This window comes from Dyadobacter sp. CY345, assembly GCF_021502725.1.
Classification (GTDB): domain Bacteria; phylum Bacteroidota; class Bacteroidia; order Cytophagales; family Spirosomataceae; genus Dyadobacter.
On the sequence record NZ_JAKFFS010000006.1, the window covers coordinates 272,531 to 294,147 of the forward strand.

19 protein-coding genes are annotated in these 21,617 nt (G+C 40.1%); 9 read left to right on the forward strand and 10 right to left on the reverse strand.

What is annotated here, in order from left to right; all coding sequences use genetic code 11:
* Positions 1-128 precede the first annotated feature (128 nt).
* Positions 129-830, reverse strand: coding sequence for a hypothetical protein (locus L0657_RS24315; protein WP_235153375.1), 702 nt, complete (start codon positions 828-830; stop codon positions 129-131).
* 55 nt (positions 831-885) lie between these two features.
* The gene (locus L0657_RS24320; RefSeq protein ID WP_235153376.1) at positions 886-1,437 is read right to left on the reverse strand and encodes a hypothetical protein; all 552 of its coding nucleotides are present in this window, start codon (positions 1,435-1,437) and stop codon (positions 886-888) included.
* A 177-nt stretch (positions 1,438-1,614) separates the two neighbouring features.
* On the opposite strand from L0657_RS24320, the gene L0657_RS24325 reads away from it, so the two are divergent.
* A complete protein-coding gene (locus tag L0657_RS24325; protein ID WP_235153377.1) occupies positions 1,615-2,514 on the forward strand; it encodes a histone deacetylase in 900 nt (299 codons plus the stop codon).
* A gap of 40 nt (positions 2,515-2,554) precedes the next feature.
* On the opposite strand, the gene L0657_RS24330 is transcribed toward L0657_RS24325, so the two are convergent.
* The 4 genes from L0657_RS24330 to L0657_RS24345 form a co-directional block, all read right to left on the reverse strand.
* The gene (locus L0657_RS24330; protein ID WP_235153378.1) at positions 2,555-3,067 is read right to left on the reverse strand and encodes a peptide-methionine (S)-S-oxide reductase; all 513 of its coding nucleotides are present in this window, start codon (positions 3,065-3,067) and stop codon (positions 2,555-2,557) included.
* 98 nt (positions 3,068-3,165) lie between these two features.
* Positions 3,166-4,362, reverse strand: a complete 1,197-nt coding sequence (locus tag L0657_RS24335) for a glycosyltransferase (RefSeq protein WP_235153379.1) — start codon at positions 4,360-4,362, stop codon at positions 3,166-3,168.
* A gap of 86 nt (positions 4,363-4,448) precedes the next feature.
* A complete protein-coding gene (locus L0657_RS24340) occupies positions 4,449-4,847 on the reverse strand; it encodes a hypothetical protein (protein WP_235153380.1) in 399 nt (132 codons plus the stop codon).
* A gap of 87 nt (positions 4,848-4,934) precedes the next feature.
* Positions 4,935-5,774: a universal stress protein gene (locus L0657_RS24345; RefSeq protein ID WP_235153381.1), complete on the reverse strand. Its 840-nt coding sequence runs from the start codon at positions 5,772-5,774 to the stop codon at positions 4,935-4,937.
* Positions 5,775-6,333: 559 nt separating this feature from the next.
* Here L0657_RS24345 and L0657_RS24350 point away from each other — a divergent pair.
* From L0657_RS24350 to L0657_RS24365, 4 genes are all read left to right on the forward strand, one after another.
* Positions 6,334-6,720, forward strand: coding sequence for a response regulator (locus L0657_RS24350; RefSeq protein ID WP_235153382.1), 387 nt, complete (start codon positions 6,334-6,336; stop codon positions 6,718-6,720).
* Between the two features lie 381 nt (positions 6,721-7,101).
* The gene (locus L0657_RS24355) at positions 7,102-8,577 is read left to right on the forward strand and encodes an ankyrin repeat domain-containing protein (protein ID WP_235153383.1); all 1,476 of its coding nucleotides are present in this window, start codon (positions 7,102-7,104) and stop codon (positions 8,575-8,577) included.
* A 5-nt stretch (positions 8,578-8,582) separates the two neighbouring features.
* The gene (locus L0657_RS24360) at positions 8,583-9,077 is read left to right on the forward strand and encodes a DUF2271 domain-containing protein (protein ID WP_235153384.1); all 495 of its coding nucleotides are present in this window, start codon (positions 8,583-8,585) and stop codon (positions 9,075-9,077) included.
* A gap of 9 nt (positions 9,078-9,086) precedes the next feature.
* Positions 9,087-11,282 carry a PepSY domain-containing protein gene (locus L0657_RS24365; protein ID WP_235153385.1) on the forward strand — a complete coding sequence of 732 codons (2,196 nt, stop codon included), beginning with the start codon at positions 9,087-9,089 and terminating at the stop codon, positions 11,280-11,282.
* Between the two features lie 130 nt (positions 11,283-11,412).
* Here the strand turns inward: L0657_RS24365 and L0657_RS24370 are convergent, their stop codons facing one another.
* Positions 11,413-12,087, reverse strand: a complete 675-nt coding sequence (locus L0657_RS24370; protein WP_235153386.1) for a lipid-binding SYLF domain-containing protein — start codon at positions 12,085-12,087, stop codon at positions 11,413-11,415.
* 608 nt (positions 12,088-12,695) lie between these two features.
* On the opposite strand from L0657_RS24370, the gene L0657_RS24375 reads away from it, so the two are divergent.
* Positions 12,696-13,127 (forward strand): hypothetical protein, encoded by a 432-nt coding sequence (locus L0657_RS24375; protein ID WP_235153387.1) that lies wholly within the window; start codon positions 12,696-12,698, stop codon positions 13,125-13,127.
* A 56-nt stretch (positions 13,128-13,183) separates the two neighbouring features.
* Here the strand turns inward: L0657_RS24375 and L0657_RS24380 are convergent, their stop codons facing one another.
* The 3 genes from L0657_RS24380 to L0657_RS24390 all read right to left on the reverse strand — a co-directional run bounded on the left by L0657_RS24380 (position 13,184) and on the right by L0657_RS24390 (position 17,590).
* On the reverse strand, positions 13,184-13,813 hold the full coding sequence (locus L0657_RS24380) for a response regulator transcription factor (RefSeq protein ID WP_235153388.1): 630 nt from the start codon (positions 13,811-13,813) through the stop codon (positions 13,184-13,186).
* A 101-nt stretch (positions 13,814-13,914) separates the two neighbouring features.
* A complete protein-coding gene (locus tag L0657_RS24385) occupies positions 13,915-15,378 on the reverse strand; it encodes a T9SS type A sorting domain-containing protein (protein ID WP_235153389.1) in 1,464 nt (487 codons plus the stop codon).
* A gap of 499 nt (positions 15,379-15,877) precedes the next feature.
* Positions 15,878-17,590 (reverse strand): FAD/NAD(P)-binding protein, encoded by a 1,713-nt coding sequence (locus L0657_RS24390; RefSeq protein WP_235153390.1) that lies wholly within the window; start codon positions 17,588-17,590, stop codon positions 15,878-15,880.
* A gap of 99 nt (positions 17,591-17,689) precedes the next feature.
* Between L0657_RS24390 and L0657_RS24395 the strand changes: the two genes are divergently transcribed.
* The 3 genes from L0657_RS24395 (at position 17,690) to L0657_RS24405 (ending at position 21,616) form a co-directional block, all read left to right on the forward strand.
* Positions 17,690-18,523, forward strand: a complete 834-nt coding sequence (locus L0657_RS24395) for an MOSC N-terminal beta barrel domain-containing protein (RefSeq protein ID WP_235153391.1) — start codon at positions 17,690-17,692, stop codon at positions 18,521-18,523.
* Between the two features lie 415 nt (positions 18,524-18,938).
* Positions 18,939-19,574: a hypothetical protein gene (locus L0657_RS24400; protein WP_235153392.1), complete on the forward strand. Its 636-nt coding sequence runs from the start codon at positions 18,939-18,941 to the stop codon at positions 19,572-19,574.
* 332 nt (positions 19,575-19,906) lie between these two features.
* On the forward strand, positions 19,907-21,616 hold the full coding sequence (locus L0657_RS24405) for a sodium:solute symporter (RefSeq protein ID WP_235153393.1): 1,710 nt from the start codon (positions 19,907-19,909) through the stop codon (positions 21,614-21,616).
* The last annotated feature ends 1 nt before the right edge of the window (position 21,617 follow it).

Sequence of the window (21,617 nt, forward strand, 5' to 3'; positions counted from 1 at the left end):
GTTGTATTTAAAGTTGACCCAAATAAGAAATAACAATTTTGCCGACGGATACGGCTCAGCTTTCTGTGTTGAAGTAGGTAGGCTATAACGGAGATTAAGAGTTATTGAAAAACTTCGGCTAATCCAAGTTATTCTTGTATCGCCCAAGACGAACTTTTACAGTAACGATCACCTATCACACTTGCATCCAAATCTATCTGCTTGTTGAAAAGTGCGTTGAATATTTTGTCAGCAGGCTCGTCGGTGTACCTGACATGAAGCCCTTCCAGATACTGCGTAGCTATTTCATAAGGAACAAAACGGTAACTATCAAATTGCTTCTCAATTTGCAAGCAAACCATCTCAAAAAAGGGTTGATAAATTCCTTCCGGTGATACAATAAGCAAATTTGTTGATTCGGCAAATGTGATTTCAGAAAGGTTGATCTGTGTCTTATCCCGACCGATTACCGTATAAAATTTACTAACAAGACTCACTGCGAAAAACAATTCTTTGGTTAATGTTCTATCAGGCAATCTCAAACTATCCAATATTAGATAGCCACTGAAGGAAGGCGCCTGACCATAAGTTGTTCCAATCACTTCCTTATCTGCCAGCAAGCCTACTTTGTTTTCAAAATCACTCCACCTTTGTTTGAAATCAGTTGCATCATGAATATTCTCCATAATTATTTTACCTAATTCATCAAATCCGGAATATTGAAAAAATAAACTTCCTTCTCTGGACATCCCCAACGGATAATACTGTTTTATTGACTTATAAATTGGCCAGAAATCGAATTTGCTACTGCTAAAATAAAAAGCGGAAAGTGGCGCGTTACTGGTCATCATTCGATCATGGGATAAAACATAAGAAAAGGGAATGTCTCTGTCGTGAAATCTAAAATTAGCGCTCCGCCTCAAAGAAAAACTTATAATTTCCTACCAACGGTTGACGAAAATCGTTTAACCTGGCTGATGGCGGAGGAGCTACTGTCCAGCCCTTTTGAACAGTTGGTATTTTTTCAAACTGAAAACCATCTTTCAATTTCAGACCATCCTTCGCTGCGATTTCTTTTGCCTTTTCCCGGGCTTCGGCAGCCATGTCGCGTAATAACTTTTCAGTGGATTCCTTTGAAAATTCACTGCTAACCGTAAGACCCGAGATTTCCTTATACTTATCTCGCAATGCTTCGAGCAATGTATATTGTGGACGCGAAAGCGTCAGTATATAGTATGGATGTTCATAGCTTCCAAACTCATTCACCGACCTAACCGTTTTTGGTCCTGCAAAATTGATTTTATTCGCTAAGAGAAAATTTAAAAGAATTTTATCTACATTTTCAATATCGCTTTCGGAAGGCGCAGTCCTGAAATTTGATGTAGTCATGAAAGTAATTTGCTCAGCTTCAAGAATTTCAATCCGGTTCAGTTCAATTTCAATCCTTTTAGTATCCATTGAGTTAATATTTTTTAATTATCAAGATCGCACACGAATCCCAAAATCTCAAACACATTTACAAATAATTTTTATTTAATATTAAGCTAGTTACAAACAATTTATACTTACCCAATTTACGTTCCTCCGCGATCAGGATGTAACTTTGGATATCTACCTAGCTTATACAATCTGCAAATGTTCCCAATTGCTTTTGATCCCATATACAAATACCCTGTTCAGGAAGGCCACCGTTTCCCCATGGACAAATATGAACTTCTTCCTTTACAATTACTCAGGGAAGGCATAGCAGAAAAATCTAATTTTTTCAGTCCGGACATTGTGGATATGGAAGCTGTATATGCCGTCCACGATCGTGAATATACAGACCGGTTTATTCAGGGAAAACTTAGCGACCGGGAAATGAGACGGATCGGCTTTACGCAGACACCACTGCTAGTCCGGAGGGAGTTAATCATTACCAACGGAACAGTCCAGGGGGCACTTGAAGCTTTGGATACCGGAGTTGCGTTTAATATCGCAGGAGGCACTCACCATGCAGGCCATGCGCAGGGGGAAGGATTTTGTATAATCAATGACCAGGCAGTCGCTGCGCAATATCTGCTCGATCACAAAAAAGCTTCAAAAGTACTTATTGTTGACCTTGATGTTCATCAGGGAAACGGAACTGCAAACATCTTTCTAAATCAGCCAGCAGTATTCACTTTTTCCATGCATGGAAAAAACAATTACCCATTCCGAAAAGAAAAAAGCGATCTGGATATCGCGCTTGACGACAAAACGGACGATCAGACATACCTGAAATTACTCGGCGAAGTGCTCCCAGGATTAATTGAGCAGGTGCGTCCTGATTTTATTTTTTATCAGGCGGGTGTTGATATTCTTCAGACAGACAAGTTCGGCCGGATGTCTTGCACGATCCAAGGGTGTCGGCAGCGTGATGAAATGGTCTTCCGACTTGCAAGCAAACACGGCATTCCTTTGCAATGCAGTATGGGAGGCGGTTATTCTCCACAACTCCGAACGATTCTTGAAGCGCATGCCAATACTTACAGGGTTGCTTCCACGATTTTCTGATATGAATTTTAAAAATATTACCGACGATTTCATTGGTACGCTATCTCGCCAACTGCTCCGAAAGCTTTGTTTGGTCGACCTCTGAGAAAAATTGTTTCAGAAGCAGTCGCAGTTTTGGATTTACTATATTTTTACAAAACGGTTTATCGGGATTGTTGTAATAATAATTCAGGTATGTTTCCTGATTCAGTTTGAATTCTTTAAAAGGAATAATCTGCGTTATGATTTTGTCATCAAATTCAGATTGCATCTCATCCAGTAAAACCTTCGCAAGCTGAGCCTGCTGATCTGTAAACGTGTAAATGGCCGATCTGTATTTGGAGCGCATGCTGTGAATAGAGGTGCAGCTATGCGTATGAAGATGAACTGCAATCAGCGTTTGCAGAGAAATCTCTTCTGTTTCATAATTAACCAGCACAGCCTCCGAAAAAGTAGAATTGTCACCAATGGATGAAATCCAGCCCTGCTCCACAGCTATAACTCCTTTCAGCGATTGAAAAATCGCTTCGGTACACCAATGACAACTTCCTCCAAATCCTATTTTGCTGATCATTTTCAAGTTCTAACAACCTTAACAATATTTAATTGAAAACTCTGCAATGCCTCAAATAATTTCAAGATGATCGGAGTCGTTTTTTTTATTTATCGGATCTATTTAATTACTGCATTATACGAGTTAGCTGCCAATCCTGTAATCAAATCATCCACTGCTGCCTTCATAATATCCATAGAAAAGAGTGAATTATCAGTTTGAAAACCGGGATATGTCAAAGCTTTTTTAATGTCATTTTCGAGATTTAGCGAAGACTGTTTGCAGTTGGAAAACAAGCCTTGTTCCTTCAAATAACTTGCAAGATATAACTGCTCCGACTGGCCGGGGGTCGGAATCAGAAGTGCTTTTTTACCCATAAATGCAAGATCCATCAGCGTGGAATAACCGCTTCGGCAAATAACAATTTCGGCGCTCCCCATCAAGTTTGCCAATTCTGAGGCATTTCTGTGAGTATAATAAATCGTATCGGAAGGAAGATTTACCGGAATAGGTCCTTCCGGCCTTCCACCTACGACTACGTACCTATAAGCCTGCGATGGTGGAATTTGATTTAAAATAATGTTCTCTAACTGGGTACGTTGAGGCTCGGGCCCTGATAACAGCACTAAAATTTCTCCGGGATTGAGACGTTGCCCGGACGCTGGGAGTTCAAGCTGGGAAAGTATTCCGATATATCGCGCATTAGAAGGTATGGTCGAAGGATGCGAAAGCTCACCTCCGATACTTTTGTGCTGCAATGCATCCACAATCCAGCAGGCATCAAATTTTTCCAGAATATTGTAATGAAGCCGGCGGAGAATGCTATCGGCAACCGGGCCGGCACCTGTTTTGATCGTCAGTTGATGCGTAAGAATAACTGATGGAACATTCTTGATTTTCAAGCCATACCGATTATCTGAAATAATCAGATCGAACTTATTTTTATCCTGAACATCACGCAACCATTGACGTTCCGCTTTAATTGCCCTTAAAATTTCAGGAACCTGCATCAATATTTTAAGCGGCAAAATGTTGCCAGTTGCGCTGTATCGTATGTTGTAGCCCTCGATCGGCAAAATCCTTAATTGGGGAAAATTACTTTTTAAAAGTAAAGCAACAGATCCATGAGCGGCCAGAGTAACGCGACAATTTTTCTCCAACAAATACCGGATCAGCGGTATGCACCGCGTTGCATGACCCAATCCCCAGTCAAGCGGCGCAAGTAATATATTCAATGAGTCCGGCATTCTTAAAATCGATTTTTCCACCCTGCGTTTGATGCAAAGATAAGAGCCATTAAGTAAATTGTGGGCCATTTCCCCAAGAATGGACAAGAACTATTGGAAACAAAAAACCCGGTCAAAGAATGCCGGGTTTATACTATTTTGTTGATTTCTATCGATCAGGCTGTTTTCTTCTTTTCAGTACTCTTCAACGCCCAGTAAACTAAAACAGGTTGAAAGAACAATCTTGCAAATCTCTTCCCGTCGGTATCCAGCCCGAAAGCATCCCTTTTATTAAGCAGCTGAGAAATATTCCCTGGAAAAACGGCAGTAAAAAAACTAGCGACAAGTTTCCCAACCGTTTCCCGATGTTTTTTAGGAGCAAGTACTAAGGCTCCGCCCATGGCTATCTCCGCGAACCCCGAATAAACGACGGTAGTGTCTTTTTTCAAAGGTATAATATCAGGAACTTGCGCCTGAAATTCTTTCCTTGAAAAGGTCAGATGACTGATACCTGCGAAGATCAGCCCAGCACCTAACACTATTCTCGCTGTCGATTGTATGTCTTTCTCGGTCATAACGGTTTTTATTTTTTTCTGGCAACTGCAAATATTATTCCATAGCGTAGCTTACTTATCGAAATAATAAAATACCTGTGTTGGATTTCAATTATCGTCTGAATTCAGATGATAAACCAACAGCGGCAGTTTAGTATCCAACACGAGCTTTTTAGTCAGGCTTGGATTGATGATAAATTGTTCAATAAAACTTCTCTCCCGCGTTGAAACGACCAAAAGATCTGCACCACGCTGTTCGCAGAATTTTTCGATTCCTTCCAAAACACCACCGCCTTTTTGAATATTAATTTCACTAGCATCAATGCCAAGCTCACTGCTTATCGAGTCCATGAATTGACCGTCAGGCTGGATGTTAGGCTGCTCCAGGGAGCTTACTTTGATAAACGACAGCTTTCCATCCAGTTGCGTGACCAGCGTATTGACCTGTTTTAAGATGCTGATTTCCTCATATTCAAGCTGAGTTGCGTAGACAACATTTTTAGGATGATACGCATCTGTTTGCGGGGGAACAATAAGCACCGGACAACCAGCAGACAGCGCAATGTCAGTTGCTGAACTTCCGATCAATTTGTCGAAAAAACCTCCTTTTCCAGTCCTGCCTACTACAATCATATCAGCACCCAGCTGCGCTGCCAGTCCGATTGCAGCATCTTTTACTGTACCTTTTTCAGCATAGGCAATAGCTTTTAGGCCTTCAATTTCTGCTTCAACAACATATTCGCCAAGCTGCTCTTTGAGAGAATCTTCCATTTGCTGATAAATGGGCAGTGAACTTTGCGTGATGGGAATGGCAAGATCCGCGATATTTGGTTCGGTGGCGTGCATAATACAAAGTTCAGCGCCAGTTTTTACGGCAAAGTATTTTGCCAAAAGAAAAGCCTTGCGGGCATTTTCAGAAAAATCGATGGCAACAAGTATTTTTTTCATGACAGGATTAAAATGATGATTGTTTAAAATTAGCCTTCTAATCTGCTACAATCTCGATGGCTATGCAATTTCTGATGAACCAAGTAAAAAACTTATGACCATAATCATGTAGCGAACTAATTTTCGCCGGGACAGTGCTTCGTTATGAGGCATTAATTTTGTGTTAGTCGAAAAGTGCATTAGTGCGTAATATTGCTACATGTTTTTTTATTATTTACTCCGTCTTCTGTCAATTTCGACGATGTTTTTTGGCAAAATTTCTGTTAATAAAAAATTAAATTTACTATCGATAACTTATCACAGAATATTTAACAGGGTAAAGTAGGATGTTTTATCAATGTCTTAATTTACTTTTTCATATAAAGCTAATTAGCCCAGCTGTTAAGCTCAGATTTGGCCCGGAATGATAGGAATTATTTGTACGTATATATGTATATTCGAAACGTATTTGGAATCTCTACAACACCAAATGTTAACAACTTATAGAACTACTTCTATTTTTTGGCTTAATTATTGTAATAGTCATTGAGTAAGACTGAACGTTATAAGGAACATTGATATGAAAATCTGTATCATCGATGATGATAATACTTGTCATTTTATAGCCCGGCTGCTGATATCAAAAATATTGGTAAAACCTGATATTCTGCAATTCTTCAATGGTCAGGAAGCATTTGATTTTATAGAAACCTGGCAGCACAAGCCGGAGTCACTGCCTAGTATCATCCTCCTGGACATTAATATGCCAGTGGCTAATGGCTGGAAATTTCTGGATATGCTACGAAAACTGGAAAATATATACCAACCTGCAATTTATATTACTAGCTCCTCGCAGGACCAACGTGACTTCTCTCGTATGGAAACTTACCACGAGGTTAGAGGATTTCTTCCAAAGCCAGTGTCGAAGGACATTCTCGAAAAAATTTTACTCGAAGAGCATTGTTAAATATGTTTTTCAACAAAATACTGCCGCTCCAAGCATCCTTCAATCAATGCGCCTCAGCGCCGGACTAATGATTTGACGATCTGAAAAAAAGTGGTTTATCTTCCCCCATATCCCATTCAAACCATAAAATAGTTTACGCTAATAATTACGTAAGCTCTGCAACGGCGATCCTGTCAGTTTGGAGGAATCTACCTAGCTTAACTAACTGGTTCTGCAAATACTTATAAAACAGATTAATTAATACTGGTATTTTCAAAATGAAAATTGAGAAAAACTTAAAAGTCTTCACTATTTAGACTAATTAGTATTAATTTCAACCCCGAAGACATTCGGAACAAGCGAAGAATTTGGAAATTTTGCATTTTACTAATAATTAACATAATGAAAAAAATATTTATCATTGCTGCGTTTGCAGTTGTCTCGACGTATGCCCATGCGCAGCAGAACATTTTATTGGAGCAATCCTTCTGGAAAACTTCTCCTGATGTGAATGCTATCAAAGTAGAAATTGAAAAAGGAAGTAATCCAGCGCAATTTAACGGGGCAACATTTGATCCTGTTGTGCTGGCAATAAACTCCGGAGCGCCGAATGCTACGGTCGAATATCTTATTTCGCAGCCTGGTAATGAGGTTAACAAATTAACACACGACGGCCGCATTTATTTGCATTGGGCTGCAATGAAAGGTAATGTGGAACTGATGGAATACCTTGTTGCAAAGGGATCCAAAGCCAATCTGGTCGACAGCCATGGCGCGACACCATTGAATTTTGCAGCTGGTTCAGGTCAGCAGAATACTAAAATTTATGATATCTGTCTCGCAAACGGCGCTGATCTGAAAAAAGACTTAAATTCTGAGGGAGCTAATGCGTTGCTTTTGGCTATTGCGAACGATAAGGATCTTACGCTGACAAATTATTTCATTTCAAAAGGGCTTGATCTGAAAAGTAAGGATGCCAGCGGTGCGAATGCTTTTAGTTATGCTGCAAAAGCCGGCAATATTGAAATGCTTAAAACATTGCTTCAAAAAGGTGTTCCGGCTCAGGATCAGGCAATGCTGATGGCTGCGCAGGGCACCCGTCGTGGGGCCAATTCTATCGAAGTTTATAAGTATCTAGAAACGCTGAATATTAAACCTACTGTAACAGGAAAAAATGGTGAAAACGCGCTTCATATCCTGGTGCGTAAACCTAAACAAAATGATATCATCTCGTATTTTCTATCCAAAGGTCTTGACGTAAACCAGGCAGACGAAGAAGGTAATACCGTATTTATGAATGCAGCTGCTTCTAATCGTGACATAGCGGTTTTGGAAATGTTGCTTCCAAAAGTTAAAAATATTAACCAGACAAATGCAAAGGGGGTTTCTGCATTGGCCATGGCTGTTCGCGGGAATTCAGCCGAAGCAGTAGGTTATTTGATTGATAAAGGCGCATCAGTTAACGCCGTAGATAAAAACGGTGATAACCTGGCATTTTATCTCGTCCAATCATACGCCCCACAGAGATCGGCCGATTTTGAAGCGAAACTAAAAATGCTTGAACAAAAAGGATTCAAGGTTACAACGCCGCAGAAAAATGGAAATACTTTGTATCATCTGGCGGTTGCTAAAAACGACCTGACACTTGTAAAAGGTTTGGAAAAACTTGGAATTGATGTCAATAGTAAGAATAGCGAAGGAATCACCGCGCTGCATAAAGCGGCTATGGTTTCAAAGGACGATACGATGATGAAGTATCTTTTATCGATCGGCGCGAAAAAGGAAGTGGTTACCAACTTCGACGAAACGGCTTTTGACCTGGCAGCTGAAAATGAGTCTCTTTCTAAAAATAACGTAACCGTAAACTTTCTGAAATAATATTCATGTCTAAAATATTCACAACAGTATTGCTTTTGGTTTTTATTTTTCTTGGTAAAACAGAAAAATCCTTTGCTCAAAAAAGCCCTTCCACCAAATATAAATGTATGATCCAAATGACCAACTACATGGGCGAAGGAGCATACATTGTCATTTCACTTATCGACCCAAAAGGAGCTTATGAAAAAACGCTCTATGTCATGGGGCCTGATAAAAAGTGGTATAACAGCCTGAAAGAATGGAATAAGTTCCGGACTAAAAAACCAACAAACATTAGTGCTATTACGGGCGCCTCGGTAACTGGCGGTGACCGCAGTGTAAACACGATTGAAATTGAGAATTCGAAAGTTAACAGCGGATATAAAATCAGATTTGAAAGCGCGGTTGAAGATAAAGAATACCACATTAAAGATGCCGAAATCCCACTAACTACTGAGGCACTTTCATCAAAAAGCGATGGCAGCGGCTTTATCCGGTATGTCCGTTTCAGCGCCAACTAAGGCTTATTTATGACAATTTCAATATGGAGATACAGCCACTTAGCACTGGCTGTATCTTCTTTTCTTTTTCTGGCACTGGCCTCCGTCACGGGTATCATTCTTGCGTTTCAGCCAATTTCTGAAAAGGCTCAGCCCTATCGTTCTGAAAATTTTGATAAGGCAACCTTGTCTGAAATACTTCCTTTGCTTCGAACCAAATATCCGGGAATCACTGAGCTTACGATTGATGCGAATGATTTTATTCTAGTAAAAGGGACTGACGATAAAGATGAAAATCTTGCAGCTTATGTAGATCCGCTGACCGGGAAAATCCTTGGTATACCCGGTGAGAAAAATGAGTTTTTCGAATGGGTCACCGGGTTTCACCGCTCATTATTTCTCCACGAAACAGGAAGATTCATTATCGGTGTGACGGCATTTTCACTTCTTTTAATCACTATCTCCGGAACAATTCTGATCATTAAGCGCCAGCGCGGATTACTGCGTTTTTTTACAAAAATACAAAGGGATAATTTTGCACAATATTACCATGTTGTAACAGGCAGACTTTCACTGATCCCGATCTTTATTATGGCGTTGAGCGGGACATATCTTTCCATGGAACGTTTTGAGCTTTTCAAATCGACTGTTCAATCTCAGGAAATTAATTTTGATGCTTTGCGCTCTGAACCTACTGCAAATGTCGCCGACTTTGCCATTTTTAAACAGATCAAACTTTCTCAAGTCCAGTCCATAGAATTTCCTTTTTCAGAAGAAGTTGAAGATTTATATACGATAAAACTGAAAAACCGCGAGCTCGCCATCAACCAGATTACCGGCGATGTCATTGCAGAAACAATTTACCCGCTTCCTCTGATCATTAGTAAGCTGAGTCTAAATCTGCATACTGGCAGAGCCAGCGGAATTTGGGCCGCAGTGCTTGCGCTGGCCGCTGCCAACATACTCTTTTTTATCTACTCTGGATTTAGCATTACTATAAAGCGCAGATCAAACAGGATTAAAAATAAATTTAAAGCACATCAAAGCGAGTATATCATTCTCGTCGGCTCTGAAAATGGCAGCACTTTTTATTTTGCCAGCGCAATCCAGCAACAACTCATTGCTGCCGGAAAGTCAACCTATCTCGCTCAGCTTAATGATTATACCCTTTACCCAGCAGCGAAACATATTATCGTGATGACGGCGACCTACGGCCTTGGCGACGCTCCGGCTAATGCAAAAGCATTTCAGGCGAAGTTGGCGAAGTATCCTCAAAAATCGCCAATTGATTTTTCGGTCGTGGGTTTTGGTTCACATGCCTATCCTGACTTTTGCAAATTTGCTTTTGAAGTAAATAACTTGCTCGCGCAACAGCCCTGGGCATCTCCCCTGCTCGAAATATATACGGTAAACGATAAGTCACCTGATGAATTTAATCAGTGGGCAGCTGATTGGTCTCAACATGCCAAAGTGCCTCTGAATCTGTCAGCAGGACTTCTAAAACCCCGGCAGCAGCACAAACAGCAGCTGGTGGTTACAGATATTACACACGTCCACGCGGGTGGTGATACGTTTCTAATTCGTTTTCATCTAAAACGCAGACAACAATTTTCATCAGGTGATCTTCTGGCTATTTATCCGGCTGCTGATTATAGAGAACGGCTTTATTCCATCGGAAAAATCGGCAAGGAAATCCAGTTATGCGTCAGGCTTCATCCCAACGGACTGGGTTCGACTTACCTTTCACGCCTAAAAGCGGGCGATACGATTGAGGCTTGCCTTGTCCCCAACGCACATTTTCATCTGCCTGCAAATGCGCCAGCGGTTCTGATGATTTCAAATGGAACCGGAATAGCTCCGTTTTTAGGTATGATCAACGAACTTCCTGCCAAAACGATTGCGCACTTATACTGCGGTTTCCGTGCCGAATCTTCATTTCAACTTTATAAAAATGCGCTGGAAGAAAGTAAAATGAATAATAAACTTCGCGGACTTCATATTGCATACTCGCGTGAGGGCAAAAAAGAATATGTTAAGGATATCTTGGAAAAAGACCGTCCTCTCATAGCCGATGTACTTGCCCGGAAAGGCGTTATTATGATCTGCGGCTCTTTATCAATGCAAAATAATGTCAGTGCATTGCTGGAAGAAACTTGTCAAAATGAATTAGGTCATAGTCTTAGTTATTATCAGTCGCGCAGTCAGATTCTAATGGATTGTTATTAAATTATTTTAAAACGGCAAAAAACTTTCTGTTTAAAAAATTGATACGTTACGAACAGACTGCTCAAAATAACAAAAGGGCGAGACTTTGAAATTTCAAAGTCTCGCCCTTTTGTTATTTTTTATGAATTGCCTATTTAAAATTACCCAGCTTTGACTTCAAATCTGATACAAGTTCAGAATTACTTTTCGAGGTAGTAAGAATTGTGTTTGCGTCCGAAGAATTACCATAAAAATCGTTATTGGCCTTTCCGTCCACAGAAAGTGCAGCGCCGTTCAATGTAATACCGGCAAAAAGTCCCTTGCTGCGCGAGTATGAATAGACTTCCGCTTCGAGTTTGTAATCAGTTTGTGCAGACGAGCTCCTTCCAACCGGGCCAGCGGCTACTGAAAGATCGCCGCCTAAGGTGAAGCTACCTTTTCCAATTTCCGTAAGTGTTTTGCTGCTTTTAAAAACAAGAACCAGATCAGTAGCCTGCACGCCAATCTGAGCACCCACGCTACCTCCTGTAATTGTCACAAAAATAGGATCACTCCATTGTCCGGCGCTGTTTTTAATCATGGCAACACCCTTTCCATGTTTTCCTCCAATCATCAATCCGGCATTAATCATTTTAGGCACAATGATGATACCCTGTGAAAGTGATAGAAGCTGTGCCGGAATATTTTCCTTCATCTCGCTAAAATCACTCAATACTGCAATAGAAGCTTTTAATTTTTCTTCTTCCTTATCCTGTGCGGAAACGGTTGACAATGTCACAATACTAAGCAAAAGGCTTAGCTGCCATAATTTAATTACTGATTTCATGTTAAACATCATTCGTTACGTGCTGATTTATTTGTCCATTTTCTTGCGAATGGTTTATCTGCAAGATCTGGTTTGACATAAACGCAAACTATCATGCCAGCATATATACGTTGTTATAAAATTTATGAAAACGAATACATACACTACTTGCACCCCGGATTGCATGTATAATTGAAGTTATAAATTACAGATTTAAAATATAATTATTTACATAATAGGATATCTTGCCATTATTAACTTATTAAGAATTTTCATCTTATAGCTGACTATAATAACAGCTAAAAATATAATGTTTATATAACTATTCAAATAAATATACTTTGCGATTTGATGATAATAACTTAAATAAATGTTTTTTGTAAACTATTGAAATACAAAACATGTTTGCAGTTTATAGACAAGTTTTGGGCTTAATGAAATAAAGTTTTAAATTTGCATCAACATAATTATTTTAATAAACTAATAATTGAATTACTAGACAAAATACCTGAAAGCGGACACAGCGGAAACACACATACAAATATTAAAATTGAATTATTACAATATTGGTTTAGTGTGTCTTAATCTTCAAATGGTATTTTGAATTTATTCACCAAACAAAACTGATCATGACACAAGTATCAAAACATAAAAGAAAATCTGCATTGCTGAATTTGAGGAATTCTTTCAAAAGTCTGCTCTTATCCAATTCGCGAAGCGTAGAGAAAAATGCAAAATCCGACGAGATTTCTGAAAACCGTTTTTCGGTTTTGTATAAATACAAATCACAATATCATCACATAGGTTGCTCTTCACAATCACAGGCGCAATCGACGCTGGGCATGCTGATGACCGATGGAGACCGCATACCGGTTGGAATTTATGATGCTAAAACGGACCTATTCGAGTGGGAAATTGTAGGACAATACTTTCATAGCCAGGATCCTATCAGCGAACAGAGCCGTCGCCTTGATGAAGTGCTGAATATTGCTCGCGCGCTTCGTCGCAGAGATTCAAGCTGGCAGCCAGGTTACCTTCAAAGACCAAGCTTTTTTGCTTAATAGTTGTTCAGTAGTCAAAAAACCTGAGGCTTTCTGACTACTGAACTTGTTTCATTTCAGGAATACAATCTTACTTTCCGAAGAAATTCCAGCTCATCTTTTACTTTTAGTTTTTCGTAAATGCGTCTTTTGTAGGTGCTGACGGTATTTTCTTTAAGCTTCATAATGGCTGCAATTTCCTTGTTCCATTTATTTTGGCTCATCAGCTGCATGATTTGCAGCTCTTTTACCGAAAGTCCATAATTCTTAAATCCGTCTTCGGTATAGGGACCTGAGCCAACATAATTCAACAACATTTCCTGCACCCCGCTGCTAGCGTATTTCCGTTTTTTCAAAAGTACTTTCCAGGCAAGCTCAAAGTCGTCCAAACTGGCGGTTTTGGATAAAAATCCATCTGCGCCTGCTTTTAAAAAAGGCAGAGCATAAATCGTTTCGTCGTGGGCGGAATAGATGAATATGGTTATTTCTCTTTGTTTCGCGCGAATGAGCTCTATCATTCTCACATTCTCACTTCCCGGAATATTTATATCGAGAATGACCATGTCAAATTGTCGCTGCTCAATCATGGACAAACCTTGCGGAAAAGATTCCGCTTCATAAAAATTTACTGTGGGATCCAATTCCGATACGATCGTACGGACCCCTAGCCTGATCAGGGTAAAATCATCAATTATCAAAAGATTCATATGCAAAACTAGACTTTAAAGCTGAAAGTATGACAAGGCACCCCTTCCAAAAAGAGAAAGAGCGCCTTGGTAATTAATTTGAAATTCAGATTTATTGTTACTTAGTGCGCAATAACTACTTTCCGCTGATCTGCCTGTCCGTTTGCATAAACTGCACGTACTGAATATATTCCGTTAGCAAAATCACTAACATCAACAGCAGAATTTTTCGACCCTTTGATAAGTTTCCCCGCCTGGTTGTAAATTTCTACCCTTTGGATCTGATTACCTTCTGCATCGACATTTAAAACATTGGCAGCAGGATTTGGATACATTTTCACCAAACTTAGCTCACCTTTAAACTTGATACTGTTGATACGGCTATATGCAAACGTTCCGTCACGGTCGATCATTTTCAGCCTGTAAAAGTTTTGGCCGCTCAATGGATTTGTGTCTGTAAAATGATAATTAGCCCTTGTGTTGCTTTCACCCTGCGCGTTTACTGACGACAGTTTATTCCAGATCTTCGCATCAGCACTTCTTTGAATCTCAAAACTTTCGCTGTTTGTTTCAGAAGTTGTTGCCCAGTTTAAATTAGCCGTTTTACTTTCTGCTGTCACTTCAAATGAAATTAGCGTTACCGGCAAAGGATCTTCGTCATAGGTGTATGTAAGGCAAACACCTGCGCCAGCAATCGTCTGTTCAGTACTTGTTGTATTGCCACTGGTAGTTGAAATTGTTTTGGAACCCTTTGCCTCCGTATCAAAAACTACGTTTCCTGTTCCCAGGTAAGCCGTTTTATCCCCTGTTACAATCGAATTTGCCGCCTGTCCAGAAGAGATATCGTAGTAAGTAAGCGTCTGACGGGCAGTCAGAACAATATCCCGGGCAGGTGGTGAAGGTGTGGTTGCAAATGTTTTAACAGCGTCCATATATGTCTCAACATCGCCTGGGCCAAGGATTGAGATAGAAGCACCGATGATAAGGGTTCTGATCCGGCTTTCAGAATCGGAGTCATTAGTTACACTGATAACCGGATGAGTCGCTAGCGTAGAAGTGAACACCGAAATATTTTGGAGTGCTGCGCCGGTAAGCGGAACGGCCTTATCGACTGCAATGGTTTGCGTCCAGTTCGTCATGGTAGGAGCCAAAACATTACAATTGGTGATCGTATTGGTAGTTCTTTGCAGTTCCAAGCCACCATTAGGGGCTAAACTTGACCCGGCAACTGCCGTGAATGTGGAAGAAGGATTGCCTGTCGGAGAAGTAAATCCGCTTGTTGGAAACTCATATTGCAAAACATAGTTCACCCCGCTTTGACCTGCTATGCTAAAATTACCGTCAGCATCAGTCAACGTGTAAGCGACAGCAACATTTGCAGAGCCCTGTACCACTCTGGATAATTTAACTACGACACCGGCAAGTTTCTGATCACTTCCCGTTACGGTCACCGATCCGGTGATGAAAGCATTGTGATCTGAGTTATGATCCGGAGCGGGTAATACTGGATAGGTTTGTGCTTTTAATTGTAGAGATAGAAAAACAAATAAAATGAGTTTGAGAGTTAGTGTAGTTGTTCTCATCATGAAGGGCGAAATTAGTGATTTATTTAGTATCTTACTGTACATCAACAACTTGCCTAACTTGATCAGTTTTAGGCCAGCAGCTGATTATCAGATAGCAAATTTCCTAAATAAATAATACCTTCTTGTAGAGATTTAAATCGTGATTTATAGAATTATGTGATTAAAATAATCACCAATTGTGATTCTTTTAATCAAATTAGTTTCAAAATTCAATAGAATAAATTCTATTGATTCACTCTAAACCTATTTTCACTGCCCTTTTGCTCACTTACAAAGATTTCAATTTGACAGGAACTGACTGCAACAACCTTGAAGAGGCAGACTATACTATCCGTATTAATTCTATCAAATTGTCATCGTTACTATCGTTTTGTCAGAATACGCGGGATGATAACGAAGAATATTTTTGTTTCAAATTCTGATTAATTATGAGAAGCAAAACCCCAGAACCTGTCGTATTTCGACTAATTCTGGGGTTTCAACAAAATATAAATTTCGATTATGCCTCAATACTGAGAATATTGTCGACAATACTGGCAGAGGCCTCTTCACAAAAATCGAGACCGGAATAATCCGGGTTATAACCTCCAATATAAGGTACAGCCATGATATAAATCCGGTCATTGGCCTTACCTTCGGAATCCACTACCTGAAAATTATCGTTAATCGTTATACCTGGAACATTTAGATAAAACTGTCCGTCGGATCCTTCGTCTACCTTTTGATTTCCTTTTTCAATCTGCTGTCTTGCCTTTTCAGGTGATTTGAACTTAATCTTCGCGCGGCTAACTGTATTGTCTTCTACCAAACTTTGAAATGGGAAAGCATCGAAAGATAAATGAGGTTGTCCAACACAATCCACAAAAGTTTTGAAATGAACAGATTTTGGATGTCCGGCGTCGTCGGTATAGTTATAATTTACCCCTCCGTTTTCAAAAGGTTCTACGGTACTTTCTTCACCTACTGAAACAATTTCTAACCTTCCGGCATGATGGACAGCAAGCAACTCATCGCATGAACTCTGTGGTGCAAACGCAATGACTACCGAAATTAATGGCATCAAAACTTTTTGAAGCCGCATCATATCCTCAGCTGATAGATATTTGGCAGGATAGTTCATGGCAAAACTCAGCACAGCCAACATTTCTTTCCAATAGATTGATTCTCTATTTTTTATGGATTGTTCGGCTTCGCGGTATTCAGCCTTGAAAAGCGTAAATGGATCCCTGCTTTCGCGCAGCCCCATCATAGAATCCACAAAATCCTCCATGCTCAAATCTTTTATTTTTGCATAAAAGCCAGGATCTTTTTCTATGAAAGAGTCTTTAAATTCCTTTTCAAAAACAAAATCAAGTGACAAAAATCCATCGTTCCCAGCCCTGTTATTATTGATACCTTCCTCGCTTAATAACGAATCATTGGAAACGAGCGGATCTTCAAGATGAAATCTTACGGCTGGCAGAAGACCATTTCTTGAATGCATAACAATCTTGAAATCAGAGCTTTCCTGAGATGGAATGTAACTTACTTTCCCCTCTTTATCGGTGCCAAATTGTCCGTTAGCCCTTGCTAATGTCCTGATCGCGTCAATGGCAGTCAATGAAGATCCTTTGAGTGCCACCGGGTGATTTAGCTGCAATTTAAGTTTTGCAGGCGGATATGGTGAATCAAAGTAGCCAGGAATCTTACCTTCATATTTCAACGGCCATTTGTGACCGGTACATATAATAACCTGATCAAACTCAAAATCACCTTTCCCTGCTATCTCGACCTTAGTCTTACAAGATTCAGGCACATCGATAATATCGACAACCTTACTATCAAAGTGGATTTCAGTTACTATTCCTTTATCAGCTGCCTTTTTAATCAACATTTCGAACTGATCAGATAAGTATTGTCCAAAAAGTAATCTCGGCAACACCTTATATTCATGGAACTGGTTCTTATCAATATTAAACTTTGCCAGCACGTCATCTGGCAGATCCTGTATCCAGTCCTTAATCGAAGTAACTATTTCAGGAATTTCATTGTCTGAGACGTTAGTAACATGCTCCACATTAGCACCTTGATCGCTGTATGGCATTCCAGCACCGAGCCTGTCTTTACTTTCAAAGATGTGAATTTCAAAATCAGGCTCTGCATCTTCGGCGAACCTTTTGTAGATGAACAATGCACTCGGACCACCGCCCAGAATGGCTATCTGCTTTTTCAAAATTTTGTTCCGTTGCTAAGTTTTATAATAATACGTCTCATGACTCTAAAGATTAAATAATTGTACCAGCATCTTTTGGAACGGTTTTTTAACCCAACTGTGGAAATCAGTTTAGTTTTTGTGCTTATGACGTTATCTGAAATTTGGATTTATCCGGTAAAATCACTCGGCGGTGTTCGTCTCAAAGAAGCTAATATTGAGCAGCGAGGTATGCAATATGACCGGCGGTGGATGGTTATCGATCACAACGGAACTTTCCTGACACAAAGGACAGATCCCAAGATGGCGCTTTTAAGCATTATTATTCAAGATGACGGATTTCTGATATTTGATAAGTCTGATCGGGAAAGTTCGGCCTTTATGCCACTTAATCCACAATCGAATAGAACGATTAATGTGAAGATTTGGAAGGACAATGTTCAAGCTGTCACCGTATGCAATGATCTGGATGTCTGGTTGAGCAAGCATTTGGAAAAAAATGTAAGGATGGTTTATATGCCCGATTCAAGCCAGCGCATGATGCATGCAGAGGATAGTTACGGACCTGCACTGGTCAGCTTCGCCGATGATTTTCCTTTCTTACTGATTTCTCAGGCGTCTCTGGATGATCTAAACAAGAAACTTGCTGCGCCTGTTACCATGGAACGTTTCCGCCCTAATTTTGTGGTTGCCAATACCATGCCTTACGCCGAAGATCAATGGAAAGATATTGAGATCGGCTCAGCTGAGTTTCTCGTCTCGAAGCCATGTGAAAGATGTATATTAATTAATGTCGATCAGGAATCAGCTGTTAAAAGCACAGAACCTTTAAAAACACTGGCCTCCTACCGAAAAGTGGATAAGAAAATTCTTTTTGGACAAAACCTTACCGGACCGGGTCGCGGAATTGTATTTGAGGGAGATGACGTAAAAATCAAATCCAACATCATTTAGGTATCACCCAATTTACTGAATGGCCAAGACAACGAGGCTGCGATAATTTCAATCTTCAAATAATTCTTTTGTTGATTTATCCTACAATTAGATGATATTAAAGAACATTGCGATCTAAAATGGCAAATTGAGATTACTTTATCATGGAAAAATCCCCTTGTAATATTTAAAGAATATTTAATATTCAGTTTAAAGTTAATTATCTGTTAACCGGCTTCTTACTATCAGGATTATCAAAGCATCTATACTCAGCGGCATGTCACCGTTTTCGTAGGCATCTTCTCTTTACTTTGTATTATTCTATCAACGTGCAACATGTTCTGATCATCAGTCAGTATAGGGATTGTAACTGGAACGATATTTCCTGAACAACAGGTCAATACGACACCAGCTATAATATTTAACCCCGAATACAATGTCAATCAGAATCAAAAGCCTGGCTTTTATATTATCTTTTGTATGTCTGTCTAATCTGGCATTATCTCAGGTTAACGAAGGCGCATTAAAACCAATGACGACGGATCAACGCTCCGTTGACTTTCTGCAATATCGTCCGCGATGGAATTTGAAAATTGGAGCAGGACTTGGCACGACCTGGCGGCAGAAGGAAAATTTTCTGGATGCTTCGGCGCTGTCAATTTCCGCTGAGCCATCTTTCCGTCTCTCCAATTATGTGGCTCTTGGTTTAAGAGGTGAATATACAATTATGAAATCCTACATGTCAAATATAGGCCGCGTTAAGTCTGACCCAATCGGGTCGATTTCAGCCACAGCTGACGTCATCAAGCTCTGGAATAATAATTTCGCGCCCTTTATCGGGCTTGGCGCCGGTGCCTACTTTCTGGGTACAGGTGTCTATCCGGTATCAACCAATCCAACACAAGAAGGTGTTGAGAATGTTAAACAAAATCTTGGAACACGTTTCGGTATCTCCCCCAGGATTGGTGTTAACCTGATGGCATTTTCTGTTGCTGTTGAGATTCATCTTATCGATGAAAAGGTCTGGTATAACCGGGACTATGCAACATTGAAAATAGGTTACACGCTTTAAATAAAAAAATTCAACGCGGATTGTTAGTCAGAAAACGGCTAGAATCCGCGTTTTTGTTTGTTAACAAATGATAATATTAAGCTCTTACCAATTCAGAAACTCAAAATATGCTAAAAGAAACCAAAAAGCGTTCTATTTTTGTTGCAGCCACTTGGCAGATTTGAAACAAACCCTGAACCTTTGATAAAAATGAATAAAAAAGATCGAACTGAGAATGGTCGGGAGGATGGATTACCTCCTTTTGTGCGTTCTTGGCAGCAGCTTTACGCGCTTTTAATCACGACGCTTGTAGTTCTCATTGCCCTCTTTTATTTATTCATGACCCATTTCGAATGAGCTATCTTGATTGGATTGTACTTTCTTTAACACTTACATTTATTGTCGCCTACGGTATTTACAAAAGCCGGGAAAACAAAGATATTGACTCGTATCTTCTGGCAGATAAATCCCTTCCCTGGTACCACGTCACATTATCCCTTATGGCAACTCAGGCCAGTGCCATTACGTTTCTTTCGGCTCCTGGCCAGGCCTACACCGATGGTATGCGGTTTGTTCAGTTTTATTTTGGGTTGCCGCTGGCCATGGTCGTTCTCTGCATCACCTTTGTCCCAAAATTTAATAAATTAAAAATATTCACAGCTTACGAGTTTTTAGAAGGCCGTTTTGATCTTCGTACCCGAACGCTGACATCATTTTTATTTCTTTTGCAAAGGGGACTTTCAACAGGTCTTTCAATTTACGCTCCCTCACTGATTTTGTCCTCCATTTTGGGATGGGATATCACCTGGACTAACATTATTTCTGGTGGAATTGTTATGTTATATACGGTGTCAGGGGGAGCTCAGGCCGTTTCGCATACGCATTTGCAGCAAATGGGCATTGTCACAATCGGGATGGTGATCGCTGGTTTTATGGTCGTCAGGTTATTGCCTGAAAATGTTTCATTTACCGATGCGCTGCACGTCGCTGGAAAAATGGGAAAAACCAATCTGATCGATTTTAGTTTTGATCTTAATAATCGTTATAATGTTTGGTCCGGACTGATCGGCGGTTTTTTTCTTCAACTCTCCTACTTCGGAACAGATCAATCACAAGTTGGCCGGTATCTGACCGGGAGCTCACAGGGACAAAGCAAACTTGGCCTCGCCATGAACGGGCTCTTAAAAATTCCTATGCAATTTTTGATCTTGCTCGTAGGCGTCCTTGTTTTTGCATTTTATCAATTTACCAACCCGCCTCTGTTTTTCAATCAGGTAGAAGTAAATAAGATTAAAAAAACGCAGTATGCAGCGGAGTTTGAAAAACTTGAAAAGGATCATGCACAGATCCAAAAAGGCAAACACACGCATGTCATGGCGCTAACCGATGCCTTAAATAAGGAAGACGAACCGGCCATCGATAAGTCAAGAATAATTCTTGGAAAAATTGAGAATGATGTAAAAGAGGTACGCGGCAAGGCACAAACTTTACTTTCCAAAGCGAACGGAGGTGATGTGAATGACGTCAATTATATATTCCTGCGCTTTGTGATCGATTATCTACCCGTCGGGATGCTTGGGCTTCTTATCGCGGTTATACTTTTGGCTTCCATGGGATCTGTCGCCGCGGCCTATAATTCGCTTGCTTCTTGTACCATTGTTGATATTTATAAACGATTATATCATAAGGATGACCAGGACAGAAACTACGTCCGGGCATCGCGCTGGGCAACTTTTTTCTGGGGTATATTTTGCATATTCGTCGCGCAGTACGCAAGCAGACTGGGCAGCATGATCGAAGCGGTAAATGTATTGGGCTCACTCTTCTACGGCGTAATTTTAGGAATTTTTCTTGTAGCTTTTTATTTTAAAACCATAGGCGGCCGCGCTATTTTCTGGGCTGCGATTCTCGGTGAAATTTTCGTGGTGCTCAGTTACTGGAAAGATCTTACGGCTTTTTTATGGCTTAACCTGATCGGATGTGTACTGGTAATTGCATTTGCTTTCATCCTGGAAAAAATCTGGCCTGAACCTGAGAAGGAAATTTCAATAGAAATGCCTTAGT

Coding starts and splice junctions, on each gene's coding strand:
- L0657_RS24315 (WP_235153375.1), bottom strand. CDS start 830: ATGATGACCAGTAACGCGCCACTTTCCGCTTTTTATTTTAGCAGTAGC.
- L0657_RS24320 (WP_235153376.1), bottom strand. CDS start 1,437: ATGGATACTAAAAGGATTGAAATTGAACTGAACCGGATTGAAATTCTT.
- L0657_RS24325 (WP_235153377.1), top strand. CDS start 1,615: ATGTTCCCAATTGCTTTTGATCCCATATACAAATACCCTGTTCAGGAA.
- L0657_RS24330 (WP_235153378.1), bottom strand. CDS start 3,067: ATGATCAGCAAAATAGGATTTGGAGGAAGTTGTCATTGGTGTACCGAA.
- L0657_RS24335 (WP_235153379.1), bottom strand. CDS start 4,362: ATGGCCCACAATTTACTTAATGGCTCTTATCTTTGCATCAAACGCAGG.
- L0657_RS24340 (WP_235153380.1), bottom strand. CDS start 4,847: ATGACCGAGAAAGACATACAATCGACAGCGAGAATAGTGTTAGGTGCT.
- L0657_RS24345 (WP_235153381.1), bottom strand. CDS start 5,774: ATGAAAAAAATACTTGTTGCCATCGATTTTTCTGAAAATGCCCGCAAG.
- L0657_RS24350 (WP_235153382.1), top strand. CDS start 6,334: ATGAAAATCTGTATCATCGATGATGATAATACTTGTCATTTTATAGCC.
- L0657_RS24355 (WP_235153383.1), top strand. CDS start 7,102: ATGAAAAAAATATTTATCATTGCTGCGTTTGCAGTTGTCTCGACGTAT.
- L0657_RS24360 (WP_235153384.1), top strand. CDS start 8,583: ATGTCTAAAATATTCACAACAGTATTGCTTTTGGTTTTTATTTTTCTT.
- L0657_RS24365 (WP_235153385.1), top strand. CDS start 9,087: ATGACAATTTCAATATGGAGATACAGCCACTTAGCACTGGCTGTATCT.
- L0657_RS24370 (WP_235153386.1), bottom strand. CDS start 12,087: ATGAAATCAGTAATTAAATTATGGCAGCTAAGCCTTTTGCTTAGTATT.
- L0657_RS24375 (WP_235153387.1), top strand. CDS start 12,696: ATGACACAAGTATCAAAACATAAAAGAAAATCTGCATTGCTGAATTTG.
- L0657_RS24380 (WP_235153388.1), bottom strand. CDS start 13,813: ATGAATCTTTTGATAATTGATGATTTTACCCTGATCAGGCTAGGGGTC.
- L0657_RS24385 (WP_235153389.1), bottom strand. CDS start 15,378: ATGATGAGAACAACTACACTAACTCTCAAACTCATTTTATTTGTTTTT.
- L0657_RS24400 (WP_235153392.1), top strand. CDS start 18,939: ATGTCAATCAGAATCAAAAGCCTGGCTTTTATATTATCTTTTGTATGT.
- L0657_RS24405 (WP_235153393.1), top strand. CDS start 19,907: ATGAGCTATCTTGATTGGATTGTACTTTCTTTAACACTTACATTTATT.